This is a genomic window from Gordonia sp. GONU, from assembly GCF_024733855.1.
Classification (GTDB): domain Bacteria; phylum Actinomycetota; class Actinomycetes; order Mycobacteriales; family Mycobacteriaceae; genus Gordonia; species Gordonia amicalis.
Genome location: NZ_JANRHB010000002.1, coordinates 115,958 through 132,819 on the forward strand (window position 1 = coordinate 115,958; position 16,862 = coordinate 132,819).

General features: G+C 67.6%; 15 protein-coding genes. 5 read left to right on the plus strand and 10 right to left on the minus strand.

The window, feature by feature from the left end; translation table 11 throughout:
• Window positions 1-114: 114 nt before the first annotated feature.
• Window positions 115-1,761: a fatty-acid--CoA ligase FadD8 gene (gene fadD8, locus NWF34_RS02510; protein WP_024499348.1), complete on the minus strand. Its 1,647-nt coding sequence runs from the start codon at window positions 1,759-1,761 to the stop codon at window positions 115-117.
• 156 nt (window positions 1,762-1,917) lie between these two features.
• Here fadD8 and NWF34_RS02515 point away from each other — a divergent pair, with 156 nt between their 5' ends.
• Entirely contained in the window at window positions 1,918-2,574 is a 657-nt protein-coding gene (locus NWF34_RS02515; protein ID WP_024499349.1) for a GNAT family N-acetyltransferase, read from the plus strand.
• A gap of 77 nt (window positions 2,575-2,651) precedes the next feature.
• Here NWF34_RS02515 and NWF34_RS02520 read toward each other — a convergent pair whose 3' ends face one another.
• Genes NWF34_RS02520 through NWF34_RS02530 form a run of 3 tightly spaced genes read right to left on the minus strand, consistent with a single transcriptional unit; the run spans window position 2,652 to window position 4,755 of the window.
• Window positions 2,652-3,029: a hypothetical protein gene (locus NWF34_RS02520; RefSeq protein ID WP_024499350.1), complete on the minus strand. Its 378-nt coding sequence runs from the start codon at window positions 3,027-3,029 to the stop codon at window positions 2,652-2,654.
• Complete coding sequence (locus tag NWF34_RS02525; RefSeq protein ID WP_258324157.1) at window positions 3,026-3,922, minus strand: SDR family oxidoreductase; 897 nt, start codon at window positions 3,920-3,922, stop codon at window positions 3,026-3,028. Before NWF34_RS02525 ends, NWF34_RS02520 begins: the two co-directional genes overlap by 4 nt.
• A 44-nt stretch (window positions 3,923-3,966) precedes the next feature.
• A complete protein-coding gene (locus tag NWF34_RS02530) occupies window positions 3,967-4,755 on the minus strand; it encodes an SDR family oxidoreductase (RefSeq protein WP_006437737.1) in 789 nt (262 codons plus the stop codon).
• A 90-nt stretch (window positions 4,756-4,845) separates the two neighbouring features.
• Here NWF34_RS02530 and echA20 point away from each other — a divergent pair, with 90 nt between their 5' ends.
• From echA20 to NWF34_RS02550, 4 genes are read left to right on the plus strand one after another with little or no spacing between them, the layout of a single operon-like run.
• Window positions 4,846-5,631, plus strand: coding sequence for a (7aS)-7a-methyl-1,5-dioxo-2,3,5,6,7,7a-hexahydro-1H-indene-carboxyl-CoA hydrolase (gene echA20, locus NWF34_RS02535; protein ID WP_258324158.1), 786 nt, complete (start codon window positions 4,846-4,848; stop codon window positions 5,629-5,631).
• 1 nt (window position 5,632) lies between these two features.
• Window positions 5,633-6,526, plus strand: coding sequence for a CoA transferase subunit A (locus NWF34_RS02540; protein WP_258324159.1), 894 nt, complete (start codon window positions 5,633-5,635; stop codon window positions 6,524-6,526).
• Complete coding sequence (locus NWF34_RS02545) at window positions 6,523-7,335, plus strand: CoA-transferase subunit beta (RefSeq protein ID WP_258324160.1); 813 nt, start codon at window positions 6,523-6,525, stop codon at window positions 7,333-7,335. The genes NWF34_RS02540 and NWF34_RS02545 overlap by 4 nt, the downstream gene beginning before the upstream one ends.
• Entirely contained in the window at window positions 7,332-8,420 is a 1,089-nt protein-coding gene (locus NWF34_RS02550; protein ID WP_006437741.1) for a nitronate monooxygenase family protein, read from the plus strand. The genes NWF34_RS02545 and NWF34_RS02550 overlap by 4 nt, the downstream gene beginning before the upstream one ends.
• A gap of 83 nt (window positions 8,421-8,503) precedes the next feature.
• Here NWF34_RS02550 and NWF34_RS02555 read toward each other — a convergent pair whose 3' ends face one another.
• The 6 genes from NWF34_RS02555 to NWF34_RS02580 form a co-directional block, all read right to left on the minus strand.
• Window positions 8,504-10,240 (minus strand): ABC transporter ATP-binding protein, encoded by a 1,737-nt coding sequence (locus tag NWF34_RS02555; RefSeq protein ID WP_258324161.1) that lies wholly within the window; start codon window positions 10,238-10,240, stop codon window positions 8,504-8,506.
• On the minus strand, window positions 10,237-12,141 hold the full coding sequence (locus NWF34_RS02560; RefSeq protein ID WP_258324162.1) for an ABC transporter ATP-binding protein: 1,905 nt from the start codon (window positions 12,139-12,141) through the stop codon (window positions 10,237-10,239). Before NWF34_RS02560 ends, NWF34_RS02555 begins: the two co-directional genes overlap by 4 nt.
• A 59-nt stretch (window positions 12,142-12,200) precedes the next feature.
• Complete coding sequence (locus NWF34_RS02565; RefSeq protein WP_309148621.1) at window positions 12,201-12,851, minus strand: TetR/AcrR family transcriptional regulator; 651 nt, start codon at window positions 12,849-12,851, stop codon at window positions 12,201-12,203.
• Between the two features lie 102 nt (window positions 12,852-12,953).
• Window positions 12,954-14,483 carry an aldehyde dehydrogenase family protein gene (locus tag NWF34_RS02570; protein ID WP_258324163.1) on the minus strand — a complete coding sequence of 510 codons (1,530 nt, stop codon included), beginning with the start codon at window positions 14,481-14,483 and terminating at the stop codon, window positions 12,954-12,956.
• Between the two features lie 344 nt (window positions 14,484-14,827).
• Window positions 14,828-15,985 carry an acetyl-CoA C-acetyltransferase gene (locus NWF34_RS02575; protein ID WP_258324164.1) on the minus strand — a complete coding sequence of 386 codons (1,158 nt, stop codon included), beginning with the start codon at window positions 15,983-15,985 and terminating at the stop codon, window positions 14,828-14,830.
• Between the two features lie 43 nt (window positions 15,986-16,028).
• Window positions 16,029-16,862 (minus strand): SDR family oxidoreductase, encoded by an 834-nt coding sequence (locus NWF34_RS02580; RefSeq protein WP_258324166.1) that lies wholly within the window; start codon window positions 16,860-16,862, stop codon window positions 16,029-16,031.

The window sequence follows — 16,862 nt, forward strand, 5'->3', positions numbered from 1 at the left end:
GCGCCCCCGAAATCCGCCCTCCACAGGCGGCTCGACGACAGTATGTCGGCATTTCGCCTGCTCAGCGCGGTTCCCAGGGGCGGTTCCCAGGGGCGGTTTCCAGGGGCGGGACGCCTAGCCGACCCCGCGCTCCGCGTCGGCCCAGTACTGCGCCCGCAGTGCCTTCTTGTCCGGCTTGCCCAGCGCGGTCAACGGCAGTGCGTCGGCGAAGATCACCCGCTTCGGTGACTGCACGGCACCCTTGCGATCCTTGACGGTCTGCTGGATCTCGGCGGTGATGCGCTCCTTGGCTGCGTCGTCGGCGTCCGCGTCGGGACGAAGCACGACGATCGCCGTGACCGCTTCACCCCACTTCTCGTCGGGCACACCGATCACGCCGACCTGGCCCACCGCAGGATGCTCTGCCACCACGTCCTCGACCTCGCGCGGGAACACGTTGAAGCCACCGGTGACGATCATGTCCTTGGTGCGGTCGACGATGAACCAGAATCCGTCCTCGTCTTCACGTGCGACATCGCCGGTACGCAGCCATCCGTCGCGGAAGGTCTCGGCGGTCTGCTCCGGGAGTCCGAGGTATCCGCCGGCGAGAAGTGGTCCGGCAACGCAGATCTCACCCGGCTCGCCCTGCGGGACGGGCTTGTCGTCGGGGCCGAGGAGTGCGGTGCGCAGGAAGGCCGACGGCCGGCCGCAACTGCTCAGGCGACGCTGGTCCTCCCCCGGCCCCGGATGGTCCCCCTTGGCGAGGTAGCTGATCACCATCGGCGCCTCGGACTGGCCGTAGTATTGGGCGAAGATCGGGCCGAATCGTTCGATCGCCTCCGCGAGCCGGACCGGATTGATCGGCGACGCACCGTAATACACCGTTTCCAGCGACGACAGGTCACGCGTCCGCGAATCCGGATGATCCATCAGCGCGTACAGCATGGACGGCACGAGCATCGTCGCGGTGATCTTCTGTTCCTCGATGGTCTTGAGGACCTCGGCCGGATCGAACTTCGACAGCACCACCATCGACCCACCCTTCATGAGGGTGGGTATGAAGAAGGCCGCACCCGCATGCGACAGCGGCGTACAGAGCAGGAACCGGGGATGCTCCGGCCACTCCCATTCGGCGAGCTGGATCTGGGTCATCGTCGCCATCGCGCGCGCGGTTCCGATGACGCCCTTGGGTTTTCCGGTGGTGCCGCCGGTGTAGGTGATCGAGACGACGTGTTCGGGCGACAGGTATTCGGCCACAAGCGGTTTCGGCTCGAAGTTGTCCGCCTCGGCGATGACGTCACGAGCCTGGGCCGACAACCGCTCGGGCACCGGGCCAAGGGTCAGCACCTGCTTCAGTCCGGGCACACGTTCCAGCAGCGCCGCCGCACGCTCGACGAACATCGGCACGGGGTCGATGATGAGTGTCGAGACACCGGCGTCGGACAGGACGTAGGCGTGGTCGTCGAGCGAGCCGAGCGGGTGCAGCGCGGTCCGTCGCCACCCCTGCGTCTGGCCGGCCCCGATGACGAAGAGCACCTCGGGCCGGTTCAGTGCCAGCAGGCCGACCGCGGTGCCCGTGCCCGCGCCCAGGCCCTCGAACGCCTGGATGTAGCGGCTGATCGCGGCGGCCATCTCGCCGCCGGTCATCTCGGTGTCCCCCAGGGACAACACCGTGCGATCGGCATGGCGCCGCAGCGCGGCGACCATCAGGTCGCCCATGTGTGTGCCCCCGCGGAGGTGATCGAAGTCGGTCGGTGCGGTCGTCGTACCCTCGTTCGTCATGCCACAAGACTAGGACGTGTTACAGCTTCAGGAAAGAAGGTCCACCAAAATCGCGGTTATCGACCGTAGAACACGTTCTAGGTTGCGGTCTCTTGGGAACCCTCACGCATCCGCGACTCCCGCCACGGATCAAGCGGGTTGCCCTACGATCGAAGTATGACTGATCTCGACCTGGCCACCACTCGCCGCGACATCGCCGACGCCTTGCTGACCGCGCTGGAACGACGCCACGAGGTTCTCGACGCCATCGTCGAGGCGGAGAATCACGATGAAGCCGTCACGGCGATCGTCGAACTGCTCGGCAAGTCGCAGCTGGGCGCCAAGGCGATCCTGGACATGAAACTCAACCAGCTGACCAAGGACGAGCGCCGCAAGAACCAAGCCGAGCTCGACGACCTCAACAGCGCTCTCACCTTCACACTCGCCGAGCGTCCGGCCAGCAGCGGGGACACCCTCGACCTGCGCCCGTTCGACGCCGAGGCCGATGCCGAACTGTTCGCGGCCCGCACCGACGAAGTCGGCACCGCCGGCGACGGTTCCGGCGCTCCGGCCGGTGACGTCGCCGCCGAGATCAGCGCCGCCACCGACCGCGTCGACGCCGAAGAGGCCGTGTGGCTCGTCGCCGTCGAGGGAGAATCCAAGGTGGGCTTCGTCTTCGGCGAACTGAAGGACGGCGAGGTGGACCTGCGGATCTGGATCCACCCGCAGTACCGTAAGTCCGGCTACGGCACCGCAGCCCTGCGCAAGTCGCGCTCGGAGATGGCGGCGTACTTCCCCGGGGTGCCGATGGTCGTGCGCGCACCCGGCGCATAGATCCACCACTTATGCAGATACACACCACCTTTCGGGGTGGTGTGTATCTGCTTTTGTGGTGGGTTTGCGGAAACCGGTCAGGCCGGCTGACGGCGCGGTAGCCCGAACCGCGCGACGATCGCGCGAATCCGGTTCTCCTCGTCGACGACGAAGGTCTCCGACACCGGAGCACCGAGTCGCAGGGCCAGGGGGCGGACATGCACCACATACCGCGTGGTGACACTGTGACCGTCGACCGTCGCGGTGAAGTCCGAGACCCGGTGTATCAGCCGGAACTGCGGACCCCGCGCCAGGCTTCGTGCGATGTGGGGGCCGTTGCGTCCGGTCCGCAGACCGAATTCCACGCGGGTGCAGTCGGGATGCAGCGACACCGCCGACGGGTCGCGGCTGACCAGGGCGTCGACATATGCGCGGGCCGCCGCGACCCGCTGCCGGTCTCTGTCCGCCGAGGTCACCGCGCGCCGTAGACCGGCATGGGGACCGGTGCCTTCGCCAGGATCTCCTCCACCACCGGACCGAGTTCGGCAACGTCCCAGCGAGACCCCTTGTCCCGCTCGACGCTTCGCTGCCAGCCGTCGGTCACCGAGATCTTGCCGCCCTCGACCTCGAAGACCCGACCGCTCACCGACGCCGACTCGGGCGAGCCGAGCCAGACCACGAGCGGCGAGATGTTCGCCGGATCCATCGCGTCGAACGAGCCGTCCGCGGGGGCGGCCATCTGCGCGGCCATCTCGTCACCGGCACCCATCGTCATCTGGGTACGGGCCGCGGGCGCGATCGCATTGACCGTGACGCCGTAGCCCCCCAGTTCGGCGGCCGCCTGGACGGTGAGCGCCGCGATACCCGCCTTGGCCGCGACATAGTTGCCCTGGCCGATCGAACCGTACAGTCCGGCACCGGAACTCGTGTTGATGATCCGCGCCTGCGGCGTACGACCCGCCTTGGCCTCGGCCCGCCAGTGGGCCGCGGCATGACGCAAGCCGACGAAGTGACCCTTGAGGTGCACGCGAATGACGGCATCCCACTCGTCCTCCGACAGCGACACCAGCATGCGGTCGCGGACGAATCCCGCGTTGTTGACGAGCACGTCGAGCCGGTCGAAGGCGTCGAGGGCGGTGGCGACCATGGCCTCGCCACTCTTCCAGTCGGCCACGTCGCCCACCGAGACGACGGCTTCGCCGCCGGCCGCGACGATCTCGTCCACGACCCCGGCAGCGAGATCCTCCGCATAGTCGTTGACCACGACCTTCGCCCCGTCGGCGGCGAACGCGAGCGCGTGGGCTCGTCCGATGCCCTGTCCGGCACCGGTCACGATGACGACGCGGCCCTCATTCAACTTGCTACTCAAGGTGTTTCCTTTCTGAACTGCGAAGACTGTGCTTGTGCGGTGGGTCAGACGGCGTTGCCGGCGGTCGCGGCGTCGAGGAAGGCCGGCTTCTCGCCCCCGCCGTGCACGGTGAGCGTCGAGCCGCTGATGTATCCCGCCAGCGGTGACAGCAGGAAGGCAACGGCGTTGCCGACGTCGACGGGGGTTGCCATCCGGCCCAGCGGGATGGTGGCGCCCACGGCAGCGACTCCGGCGTCGTCCCCGTAGTGGAGATGCGACTGCTCGGTCTCCACGGGTCCGGCGACGACCGAGTTGACCCTCACCTTCGGGGCCCATTCGACGGCGAGCGAAGTCATCAGGTTGTCGAGGCCCGCCTTGGCGGCTCCATACGCCGACGTCCCGGGCGACGGCCGGTGTCCGCTCACGCTCGACACGTTGACGATCGCCCCACCGTCCGGCTGCGTCTGCATGACCGCGTTCGCCGCCTTCGCCACCGCCAGCGGGGCCAGGAGGTTGAGGTCGACGATCTTGCTCGCGAACCGGACCGATGCGTCGGCGGCCAGCGCGAAGGGCGACCCACCGGCGTTGTTGACCACCCCGTCGATGCGTCCGGCGCGGTCGACGATGTCGTCGATCATCGCCTCGACGGCCGCGGCGTCGCGGACGTCGCACGAGACGAAGTCGATCTCGCGAAGGTCGTCGGCGAGACTGTCCGCACTCCGGCCGCAGATGACCGGCCGGGCACCGAGGGTCGACAACACCCGCGTGATACCCGCACCGACTCCGCGTGCACCACCGGTGACCAGGACAACCTTCCCGACCAGGCCCAGCTCGGCCTGTGACTGCGTCTGCATGGGTGCTACCCTACCAAACAACCAAGCACTTGCTTGGTTCATGCTTGCGCAGCCCACGAGGTTGCCAACGCAGCCACGAGAGGAGCACGCGTGCCGATCACCACGACACGTACCGAGTCCGGCATCGTGACCATCACGGTCGACTACCCGCCGGTCAACGCGCTGCCATCGGCAGCGTGGTTCGAACTCGCCGACGCCATCACGGCGGCCGGCAACGATCCGGCCACACACGTCGTGGTGTTACGCGCCGAAGGACGAGGCTTCAACGCCGGCGTCGACATCAAGGAGATGCAGGCCACCGAGGGCTTCGACGCCCTGATCGGCGCCAACCGGGGATGCGCGGCCGCCTTCGGCGCGGTCTACGACTGCGCGGTGCCGGTGGTCGTCGCGGTCAACGGCTTCTGCGTGGGCGGCGGAATCGGTCTGGTCGGCAACGCCGATGTCATCGTCGCCTCCGACGACGCGGTCTTCGGGCTTCCCGAGGTCGACCGCGGCGCCCTCGGTGCGGCAACACATCTCGCGCGCCTGGTGCCGCAGCACATGATGCGCACCCTCTACTTCACCGCGGAGAACGTCACCGCCCAGCAACTCGAGCACTTCGGTTCGGTGTACCGGGTCGTCCCCCGCGAGGACCTGCTCGACGCCGCACTCGAGGTCGCCGAGGCCATCGCGGCCAAGGACACCCGGGTGATCCGCGCGGCCAAAGAGGCCATCAACAACATCGATCCGGTGGACGTGAAGGCCAGTTACCGCCTGGAACAGGGCTACACCTTCGAGCTGAACCTGGCCGGCGTCGCCGACGAGCACCGCGACGCCTTCGTCTCGACCGGTAAACCGCTCGCCTCGAACGCTTCTCACAACGGAGGACACGCCTGAGATGCCGACCGACAAGACAAGCACTCTCGACGACGTCGTCGCGGAGCTCCGCGACGGGATGACCATCGGGATCGGCGGCTGGGGTTCGCGCCGCAAGCCGATGGCGCTCGTGCGCGCGATCGCCCGCTCGGACGTCAAGGACCTCACCGTCGTGACCTACGGCGGCCCCGACCTCGGGTTGCTCTGCGCCGCAGGCAAGGTGCGTCGCGCATACTACGGCTTCGTGTCGCTCGACTCCGCCCCGTTCTACGACCCGTGGTTCGCGAAGGCGCGCACCAACGGCGAGATCGGGGTGCGCGAGATGGACGAGGGCATGGTCAAGTGCGGCCTGGAGGCCGCGGCCGCACGGCTGCCGTTCCTCCCGATCCGCGCCGGACTCGGTTCCGACGTCCTGAACTTCTGGGAGGGCGAACTGAAAACCGTCGAATCCCCGTATCCGGACGCCGACGGACGGACCCAGACGCTGGTCGCGATGCCGGCGCTCAAGCTCGACGCCGCTTTCGTCCACCTGGATCTGGCCGACGCCCACGGCAACGCCGCCTACACCGGCGTGGACCCGTACTTCGACGACCTCTACTGCGCGGCCGCCGAGCGCCGCTACCTGGAGACCGATCAGCTCGTCTCGAACGAGGTACTGGTGAAAACCGTTCCGCATCAGCGACTCCTGCTGAACCGGATGAACGTCGACCGCGTGGTGCACGCCCCCAACGGCGCGCACTTCACCTTTGCCGGCGAGTACGGGCGGGACGAGAAGTTCCAGCAGTTCTACGTCGCCAGCGCCAAGGAACCCGACACCTGGGAAGCGTTCTCGCGCCGATTCCTTCAGGTCGACGAGGCGACCTACCAGCGAGAGGTGACCGCATGGCAGGCCGAGCAGGAGGAGAACGCACAGTGAGCACCGCAGAGACACAGGCAACGAATATCCCGCCGGCTGAGCCTTCCTCCCCGCTGGCTGAGCCTGTCGAAGTCACGCGCGCCGAGTACTGCGTCATCTCATGCGCCGGCATCTTCGCCGGTGCCGGCGAGATCATGGCGTCGCCGATGGCGCCCGTCCCCCTGCTGGGCGCTCGCCTGGCACGCCTCACCACCGAACCCGACCTGCTGATCACCGACGGCGAGGCGCTGATCCTCGCCGACACACCGCCGATCGGCAAGACCGGCCCCATCGAGGGCTGGATGCCGTTCCGCAAGGTGTTCGACGTCGTGGCGTCGGGCCGTCGTCATGTGGTCATGGGCGCCAACCAGATCGATCGTCACGGGAACCAGAACCTGTCGGCGCTCGGCCCGCTGCAGCACCCGACGCGGCAGATGTTCGGTGTCCGCGGCGCACCCGGCAACACCATCAACCACCCGACGAGCTACTGGGTGCCGCGTCACACGGCACGCGTCTTCGGGGAGACCGTCGACATCGTGTCCGGCATCGGATACGACAAGGTCGACCCGGACAACCCGGCATACGACGACCTGAACATCCATCGAGTCGTCACCAACCTCGGTGTCTTCGACTTCGGCGGGGCGGGTCACACGATGCGGGCACTGTCGCTGCATCCGGGGGTCACCGCCGACGAGGTCGCGGAGAACACCGGCTTCGAGATCGAGGGTCTCGCCGACGCTCCGGAGACCCGGCAGCCCACCGCCGAGGAACTCGGCCTGATCCGAGACGTCCTCGATCCCAAGGGTGTTCGCAACAAGGAAGTCCGATGAGTCCGGCGCGGGCGGCCGGCCTGTCCACGTCGTTCACCGAGCTGGTCGGGGTCGAGTACCCGATCGTGCAGACGGGAATGGGCTGGGTTTCCGGGCCGTCGCTGACCTCGGCGACGTCGAATGCCGGCGGTCTCGGCATCCTGGCGTCGGCGACGATGACCTTCGCCGAACTCGAGGCCGCGATCGCCAAGACGAAGTCGTTGACCACCAAGCCGTTCGGCGTGAACATGCGCGCCGACGCCACCGACGCCCCGGAACGGATCGATCTGCTGATCCGCGAGGGCGTCAAGGTCGCGTCGTTCGCGCTCGCGCCGAAGCCCGAGCTGATCGCGAAGCTCAAGGACCACGGCATCGTCGTGATCCCGTCGATCGGCGCAGCGAAACACGCGGTGAAGGTCGCCTCCTGGGGCGCCGATGCGGTCATCGTTCAGGGTGGCGAGGGCGGCGGTCACACCGGTCCGGTCGCCACCACCCTGCTGCTGCCGTCCGTCCTGGATGCGCTGTCCGCGAAGAACATCGACATGCCGGTGGTCGCTGCGGGTGGCTTCTTCGACGGTCGCGGACTCGCCGCGGCGCTCGCCTACGGCGCCCAGGGCGTCGCGATGGGAACCCGGTTCCTGCTGACCTCCGACAGCGCGGTCCCCGACTCGGTCAAGCAGGAGTACCTGCAGCGCGGCCTCAACGACACCGTCGTGTCGGTGAAGGTCGACGGCATGCCCCACCGCGTGCTGCGTACCCCGCTCGTCGAGGCACTGGAAAGCGGCAGTCCGGTGCGGGCGCTGTTCGCCGCGGCCCGAAATGCCAACGAGTTCAAACAGATGACCGGCATGCGCTGGACCACCATGCTCAAAGACGGTCGCACGATGAAGAAGTCGGGTGAGCGGACCTGGCAGCAGGTCATCATGGCCGGCAACACCCCGATGCTGCTGAAGGCCGGACTCGTCGAGGGTGACACCCGCGCCGGTGTTCTCGCGTCGGGACAGGTCGTCGGCATGATCGATGACCTGCCGAGCTGCGACGAGCTGATCCAGTCGATCATGCACCAGGCCCACGAACGGCTGAAGACGCTCGGTTCGCTGGGCTGACCCTTCGAGACGCTCGCAAGCTCGCTCCTCAGGGAGCAGATGGGGGACCCCGCCGCTCCTCGCATCTCAGGCAGCAGAGGTTGTCACGACGATGGCGTGAGCGTCCAGCCCGCGGCTGCGGTGCGCTGGTTCCAGAACTCGGTGTAACGGCCACCGCGGCTGAGCAGTTCGTCATGCGTACCGATGTCGTCGACGCCGCCCCGGTCGTCGAGGACGACGATCTGGTCGGCGGCGATCACGGTCGACAACTTGTGCGCGATGACGAGCACGGTGCTGCGGTCGGCGAGGCGACGGATGGATTCGGCGACGTGCGATTCGTTCTCCGGGTCGAGAGCGGAGGTCGCCTCGTCGAAGAGCACGATCGGGGCGTCCTTGAGGAGCGCGCGAGCGATCGAAACACGTTGCCGCTCACCCCCGGAGAGCGCAGATCCGCCTTCGCCGACGACGGTGTCCCACCCGTCGGACAGACGCTCGACGATGGACGTGACACCGGCGGTCTCGGCGGCCGCGCGGATCTCGGCGTCGGAGGCATCGGGGCGGCCGAGTTTGATGTTCTCCCACAGTGTGTCGTCGAACAGATAGACGTCCTGGAAGACCTGCGACAGCTGGCCCATCAGCGCGCCGGTCTCCTGGTCGCGGACGTCGACACCGCCGACCTTCACCGAACCGCCGTCGACGTCGTAGAACCGGGCGATCAGACGGAAGATCGTCGACTTGCCCGAGCCCGACGGGCCGACGAGCGCGGTCATCGTGCCGGGCTGCGCGCGCAACGACACATCTCGCAGCACCGGGGTGCCGTTCTCGTAACCGAAAGCGACCTGCGACAGTTCGACCGAACCCGGCTCGGTGATCGGTTGCGGTTGGTCCGGGGCGGGCATCCGGTCGGTGTCGAGGACACCGGTGATGCGGTTGATCTCGTCGGTCGACATGCGCAGCGTCGAACCGAGTTCGGCGAGTTCGCCGATCGGGCCGAAGAAGCGTGCCGCGAGACCGAACACCGCGACGAGCAGGGCCGGCTCGATGTGACCGGACACCGCGAGCCAGGCGCCGAGGGCGAGGACCGCGCTGAACACGACCTGGACCGAGAGCCCGTTGAGCAGGATGCCCAGGATGGAGCGCCAGAGCATCGACTTGCCCACCCGCGCTTGCTGGCCGAGCGCTTCGGCCAGCGGTGCGTGTGCGGAGTCGGCAGCGCCGAAGGCACGCAACACGGCCTGGCAGCGCGCGTACTCCAGTACCCGGTTGTTGACCTTCACGGCCTCGGCGCGCTTGCGGCGCTCGGCCTTCGCCAGGAACCGGCTGGACAGCTTGCCGACGTACATGAGGACCAGCGTCCCGGCGACCATCAGCAGGCCGATCCGCCAGTCGAAGAAGCAGATTCCCAACACGACGACCACCGAGCTGACCGTGTTCACGACGACCGGCGTGATGTAGTGCGCGCCGGTGCTGCCCACGAACATCGTTCCCTTGACGGCGATCTGCGAGACGTCGCCGATGCGTTCGCGGGTGAACCAGCCGAGGGGCAGGGTGACCATGTGGTCGCCGAGACGGTGGTGCAGCATGCGCATCGCGTACAGGGCCATCGTCATGCCCTTGAGCGATTGGACGTACGCACTCACCCCACAGATCAGCACCAGGACGGCCAACGGCCACAACCACTTCGCCGCGCCGGAGAGGTCACCGGTCAGCAGGTTCTCGGTGATCGGGACGAGTGTGAGCATTGCGAGGCCCTGGGCGACGCCGTACAGGACGACCCAGCTCAGGAAGACGACCATGCGGGCACGCTCGGAACCCAAGATCGTGTAGAAACCGCGGATCATCGTGCCACCTCGCCACTCTCGACCGCGCCGAGCGCGATCTTCTCGTCCTGCCGGGTGGTGCCGGCCTCGTAGCTGGCCCACATCGACGCGTACAGACCACCGTTGGCGACCAGTTCGTCCTGACGTCCCTGCTCGACGACGCGGCCGCGATCGAGCACGACGATGTTGTCCGCGTGGGTGATCGAACCGAGACGGTGCGCGATGACGAGAACCGTCCGACCGACCATCAGCGCGCCGATGGCCTGCTGGATCTGGGCTTCCGATTCCGGGTCGGCGAAGGCGGTCGCCTCGTCGAGCACGAGGATCGGGGTGTCCGCGAGCAGGGCGCGGGCGATCGAGACCCGTTGCGCCTCACCACCGGAGAAATGTGCTCCGTCGCCGACGACGGTGTCGTATCCGTCGGGCAGTTCCAGGATGCGCTCGTGGATCCGGGCCGCACGCGCGGCGTCGTGGACCTGCTCCTCGGAGGCGCCGGGCCGGCCGAGACGGATGTTGTCCCGCACCGACATCGTCAGCAGCTGCACGTCCTGCAGCACGAATCCGACGTGCCGATAGAGCTCGGTCGGGGCGATGTCGCGGACGTCGACCCCGCCGATGCGCACCGACCCGGAGTCGGGATCGCCGAATCGCGGCAACAGTGTCGCCAGGGTCGACTTTCCGCTTCCCGACGGTCCGACCAGCGCGGTCACGGTGCCCTCGGCGAGTTCGACGCTGACGCCGTCGAGTGCCCTGACCCCGGCGGGCACGCCCAGTCGCGGCGGATAGGTGAAGTGCACGTTCTCGATTCGCACGTCGTGGCCGACGGGAACCCGCGGGTTCTCGGGGACCGTCAGCTCGGGTTCGGCGAGCAGATCCGCGATGCGCAGCGCCGCGGCCGACGCCTGCTGGCGGGTGTGGACCGCGGTGGACACCGTCAGGAGCGCCGTCGGCAGCACCATCGCGATCAGCGTCGAACCGACGAGTTCGATCGGCGACACCCAGCCCTGGTCGACGAACCAGTATCCGACGCCGAGGTTGACCAGCAGGATCAGCGGGGCGGAGATCAGGACCGTGGTGATGGCCTGGACGCGGAGCATCGGGCCCATGTAACCGGCGAAGTCGTCGTTGAACTCGTCGGCGGCATCGATGAAGCGGCGGTGGGCTTTTCCGGTCTGCCCGAACGTCTTGACCACGGCGACACCGGCGATGAACTCGACGATGGTCGCGCTGATGCGCGCGACGCCGGAGTCCATCTTCTCCATCTCGGCGGTCAGATCACGCGCCATGTACGAGTACGTGAGCGCATACAACGGCACCGTGGCGATGGCCAGCAGACCGAGGCGCCAGTCGAGGACGAAGCAGTAGATCAGCGCGAAGATCGGCGACAGCACCGCGGCGGTCGCCTCCACCTGGGCGTGGGCGACCAGATAGTGCAGGTCGGCGACGTCGTTCTGCACCGACTTGCGCACCGCACCCGAACTGGTACGACTGAACCAGCCGAGTGGGAGCCGACCGAGCTTGTCGGCGATACGGATTCGGAGTTGTGCCTGGAGGTCGAGGTCGGCGAAGTGGGTGATCGCCAGCGCCAGGAAGGCGAACAGGGCGCGCGCCGCGAGACCGCCCACGACGAGCCACACCACCAGCCAGACCCGGCCGGTGTCGGTCGGTCCCGGCGCCAGAAGAGTGCGCCCGAGCTCGACGATGCCGATGAACGGCACCACGGTCGCGGCCGAGGCGAAGATCTGGACGAATTGGGCGAGGACGGTCCGCGTCTTCACCGGTGCCAGCACGTCGGCGAGAGCCGCCGACTTGGCCTTGGCCTCCGCCCGAGCCCTGGTCCGGGCAGCCTGCGGGTCGTCGGGCGTCTCCTCCGGCACCCGGGTCGGTGCAGGTGCGGCCACTTCGGTTCCGCCAGTTGTCATAGGCGAACCTTAGCGGCCGCCGAGGAGTTAAGGAAAGGTACCCTAACTTCTCGCCGGTCTCAGCGGGGCAGAATGCCGTCGAGCACGATCGACAGGTACTGATCGGCGATCGCCTCGACCGTCATCGCGCCGCCCGGCCGGTACCAGCGCACGGCCACCCACACGGTGTCGCGCATGAAGCGGTACACCAGTTCGACATCGAGATCCGGACGGAATTCACCGTCGTCGACGCCCCGCTGTAGCACCGCGTGCCACAGTTGGCGGAACTCGACGTTCAGCTCCGAGATGTAGCCGAACCGCTCCTGCCCCGACAGCCGCTTGGCCTCGTCTTGGTAGATCGCGACCGCATTCCGTTCGGCGTCGATCGACTCGAAGGAGGCCACGACGAGCCCGCGGAGCGTCTCGGTTGCCGAAAGTCCCGCCGAGGCGATGTGGCGGTACCGGGCGAACAGGTCGTCGAGGAACCGGCGCAGGATCTCGTCGACCATCGACTCCTTGGAGTCGAAGTGATGGTAGAGGCTTCCCGACAGGATTCCCGCGGCGTCGGCGATGTCGCGCACCGTCGTCGAACGTAGGCCGTTCTCGGCGAACATCCGCCCGGCGGTGGCGAGCAACTCGTCACGGCGCGACGAACGGACGACGGTATCGGCGCCGGCTTTTACGTCGGTCCCGCCTTTTTCATTGGCCTTGGTCTGACCACGTGGTGACACGCATCCTCCTGGAGTCTGCCATCACCCTAGCAAGCGCTTGGCCGGGTACGTCATCCGACGAACCCGGCCAAGCGTCCTACGCGCAGATCATGCGCGCCCGTGTCAGGCGCCGAGGCGCTTGCGCACCTTCTTCATGGCACGGGTGTTGAAGAACTTGAACAGCTTGAGCTGCTGATCGGTCATCTTCGTGTCCTTGGACAGGAACGGCGGCGACATCATCTCGGCCACCGTCAGCGGCAGCGTCGAGAACGCGACCGCGCGGGCGTGGCTGAAGGTCTCGAAGCCGGTCCGGCCGTGGTAGCCGCCCATGCCGGAGCGACCGACGCCACCGAACGGCAGCTCGCCGCTGAACAGGTGGATGGCGAAGTCGTTGCCATTGATCGAGCCGCTGCGGGTGTTGTCGGCCAGCTCCTCGAAGCGGTCGTTGCGATCGCCGCACCAGTACATGGTCAGCGGATGCGGATGCGACGAGACGTGGCTGATGACCTCGGACAGCTCGCGGTACGGGTACACGGTCAGTACCGGACCGAAGACCTCGTCCTCCTCGATCTTCATGCCGGCCTTGACGCCGGTCAGGAGCGTCGGCGGGATCTTGCGACGCTCGGCGTTCGGCAGCGGCTCACCGCCGGGGATGACCTGGCGCTTGGTGGCACCGAGCGCGACGGCGTCGTCGATGAGGCCCACGATGCGGTCGAAGTTCTTCTGGTTGATCGTCGCGGTGTACTGGTCGTTGTCGTAGATCGTCGGGAAGTGCTCGGTCCAGCGCGCGACCACCTTGTCGGTGAACTCGCCGAGCTTGGCCTCCGGGACGAACACGTAGTCGGGGCACAGGCACACCTGGCCGCCGTTGACCAGGCGGGCGTCGGCGAGCATGTTGGCGGCCTTGTCGATGTCGGCGTCGAGGTCGACGACGGCCGGGTTCTTGCCGCCCAGCTCCAGGGTGACCGGGATCAGGTTCTTGGCGGCCTCCTGGGCCACCGAGGCGCCGACCTCGGGCGAGCCGGTGAAGAACATGTGATCGACCTTGAGCTTCGCGAAGTCCGAGCCCGACCCGTGCTTCGAGGTGACGATGGCCAGCTCTTCGATGGAGAAGTAGTCGGGTGCGTACTTGGCGAGAACGTCCGTGGTCTTCGCGGTGATCGACGACGGGCGCATCAGCACGCGGTTACCCGCGGCGAACGCCGAGCCGGCCGGAACGATCGTCAGCTGCAGCGGGAAGTTCCAGGGTCCCATGATGCCGACGACGCCGAGCGGGTCGTGGCGCACGCTCTGCTTGTAGCCCAGCAGCCCCTGGACCTTGGCGTACTTGGTCTCACCCATCCACTCCTTGACGCCACGACGCTGGTGCGTGAGGTCGATCATGCAGCCCGCGACGTCGGCGGCCAGCGACAGCTCGCGCGGACGTGAGCCGTAGTCCTCGGTCAGCGCGGCAGCGATCTCGTCGGAGTGGTCGAGCAGCAGCGCGGCCAGTCGGGTGATGCGGTCGATGCGGGTGTCGGCGTCGGGGATGCCGTCACGCAGAAACGCGGCCCGCTGGATCTCGACCAGCTCGGTCAGTGTGTGCTCTTCCGAGGAGACGCCACGCTTCGCGGTCGTCGCCCCGGTGCTGGTGTGCTCAGCAGGCTTGGTCATCGAGATCCCCTCAGGTAGTTCGTGCTGCAGGTCGGACGTGCGGCGTTTGGAACAAAAGAGTCCGCTTGTCCCACACCATAGTATGCGCCAGATCACACCAGGATGTGGGTACACCCGTTGTCAGAATGGTACGACCGGCACGCCGAAAGGTCGAGACCTCACCCGGGGGATCTTCGGGGAGGTCTCGACTTTGCGGGTGGTCAGCTCAGGCGCTCGATGATCGTGACGTTGGCGGTCCCGCCGCCCTCACACCCGCGGCTGACCGCCCCTACTCAGCTGAGCCTTTCGATGATCGTGACGTTGGCGGTCCCGCCGCCCTCACACCCGCGGCTGACCGGCCCTACTCAGCTGAGCCTTTCGATGATCGTGACGTTGGCGGTCCCGCCGCCCTCACACATCGTCTGGAGGCCGTAGCGGCCGCCGGTGCGTTCGAGTTCGTTGAGGAGGGTGGCGAACAGCTTGGCGCCGGTGGCACCGAGCGGGTGTCCGAGTGCGATGGCACCGCCGTTGGGGTTGACCTTCGCGGGGTCGGCGCCGGTCTCCTTCAGCCAGGCGAGCACGACCGGCGCGAAGGCCTCGTTGATCTCGACGACGTCGATGTCGTCGATGGACAGGCCGGCCTTGCCGAGTGCGTACTTGGTGGCGGGGATGGGCGCGGACAGCATCATCACCGGGTCGTCGCCGCGGACGGACATGTGGTGGATGCGGGCGCGCGGGGTGAGGTTGTGCTCTTTGAGCGCGCGTTCGGAGACGACGAGGGTGGCCGACGAGCCGTCGCAGATCTGCGAGGCGACGGCCGCGGTCAGGCGCGAGCCCTCGGCGAGCGGCTGCAGTCCGGCCATCTTCTCCAGCGAGGTCTCACGCGGGCACTCGTCGACGACGCAGTCGCCGAGCGGGACGTTCTCGTTGTCGAACCGGCCGGCGGCGATGGCCGCGCGGGCGCGCCCGTGGGACTGCAGGGCCCAGTGCTCCATGTCCTCGCGGCTGATGTCCCACTTCTCGGCCATCATTCCCGCGCCGACGAACTGCGAGATCTCGGTGTCGCCGAAGCGCTCCCGCCATCCCGCGGATTCTGCGGTGGGCGTGGTGAATCCGAACTCCTGGCCGGCGATCATGGCCTGGGAGATCGGGATCGCGCTCATGTTCTGCACGCCGCCGGCGACGACGACGTCCTGGGTGCCGCTCATGACGCCCTGCGCGGCGAAGTGGATGGCCTGCTGGCTCGATCCACATTGCCGGTCGACGGTCGTGCCGGGGATGTCGAGCGGCAGACCTGCGGCCAGCCATGCGGTGCGTGCGATGTTGCCGGCCTGGGGGCCGATGGCGTCGACGCAGCCGAACACGACGTCGTCGACGACGTTGGGGTCGATGCCGGTCCGCTCGACGAGTGCGGAGATGATGTGCGCGCCGAGGTCGGCGGGGTGGACCTTGGCGAGCGAGCCGTTGCGTCTGCCGACGGGGGTGCGGATGGCGTCGACGATGTAGGCCTGCGGCGTGGTCATGGGCGGTACTCCTTTGGGTGGGCGGTGCTGGAGGGCAACCGGTTCAGGCTCGCTGGCTGGAGATCGAGATGACCTCGCCGGTGAGGTATGTGGTGTAGTCGCTGGCGAGCATGGCGACGGTCGCGGCGACCTCCCATACCTCGGCGGCACGGCCGTAGGCCTCCTTCGAGGCCAGTTCGTCGAGAAGGTCGTCGCTGGTGACCTTCGCGAGGAACGGGTGCTTGGCGATCGACGGCGCGATCGCATTGATCCGCACCCCCACGTCGGCGGCTTCGAGTGCCGAACACCGGGTCAACGCCATGACGCCGGCCTTCGCCGCGGCGTAGTGCGCCTGTCCGCGCTGGGCACGCCAGCCGAGGACCGAGGCGTTGTTGACGATGACGCCGTTGTGCTCGACTGAGCCGAAGTAACGGAGCGCGGCTCGGGTGGCGCGGAAGGTGCCGGTGAGCGTGATGTCGAGGACACGATCCCACTCTTCGTCGGTCATGTCGGCGACCGGCGTCTCCCCGCCGAGTCCGGCGTTGTTGACCAGTACGTCGATGCGACCGAGTTCGGTTGCGGCGTCGGCGATCAGGGCGTCGACCTCGGCGGTGACCTGGACGTTGCAGGTGCGCTGGGCAACCGTCCGTTCGGGGAATTCGACCGCGAGCTTCTCGGCGGCCTCACCGAGGCGGCGTTCGTGCCAGTCGCTGACGAGGACGTCCGCACCTTCGAGGAGTGCCCGACGGGCCGATGCGAATCCGATTCCGGTGCCGGCAGCTGCGGTGATCACGACCTTCTTACCGAGCAGCAGATTGTGACCGGGGGTCTCGGCGGGCGGGACGGCCAGCGGCGAGATCGCCCGTGCACCGTGCTCCGTCACATCAGTCTGGGTCAT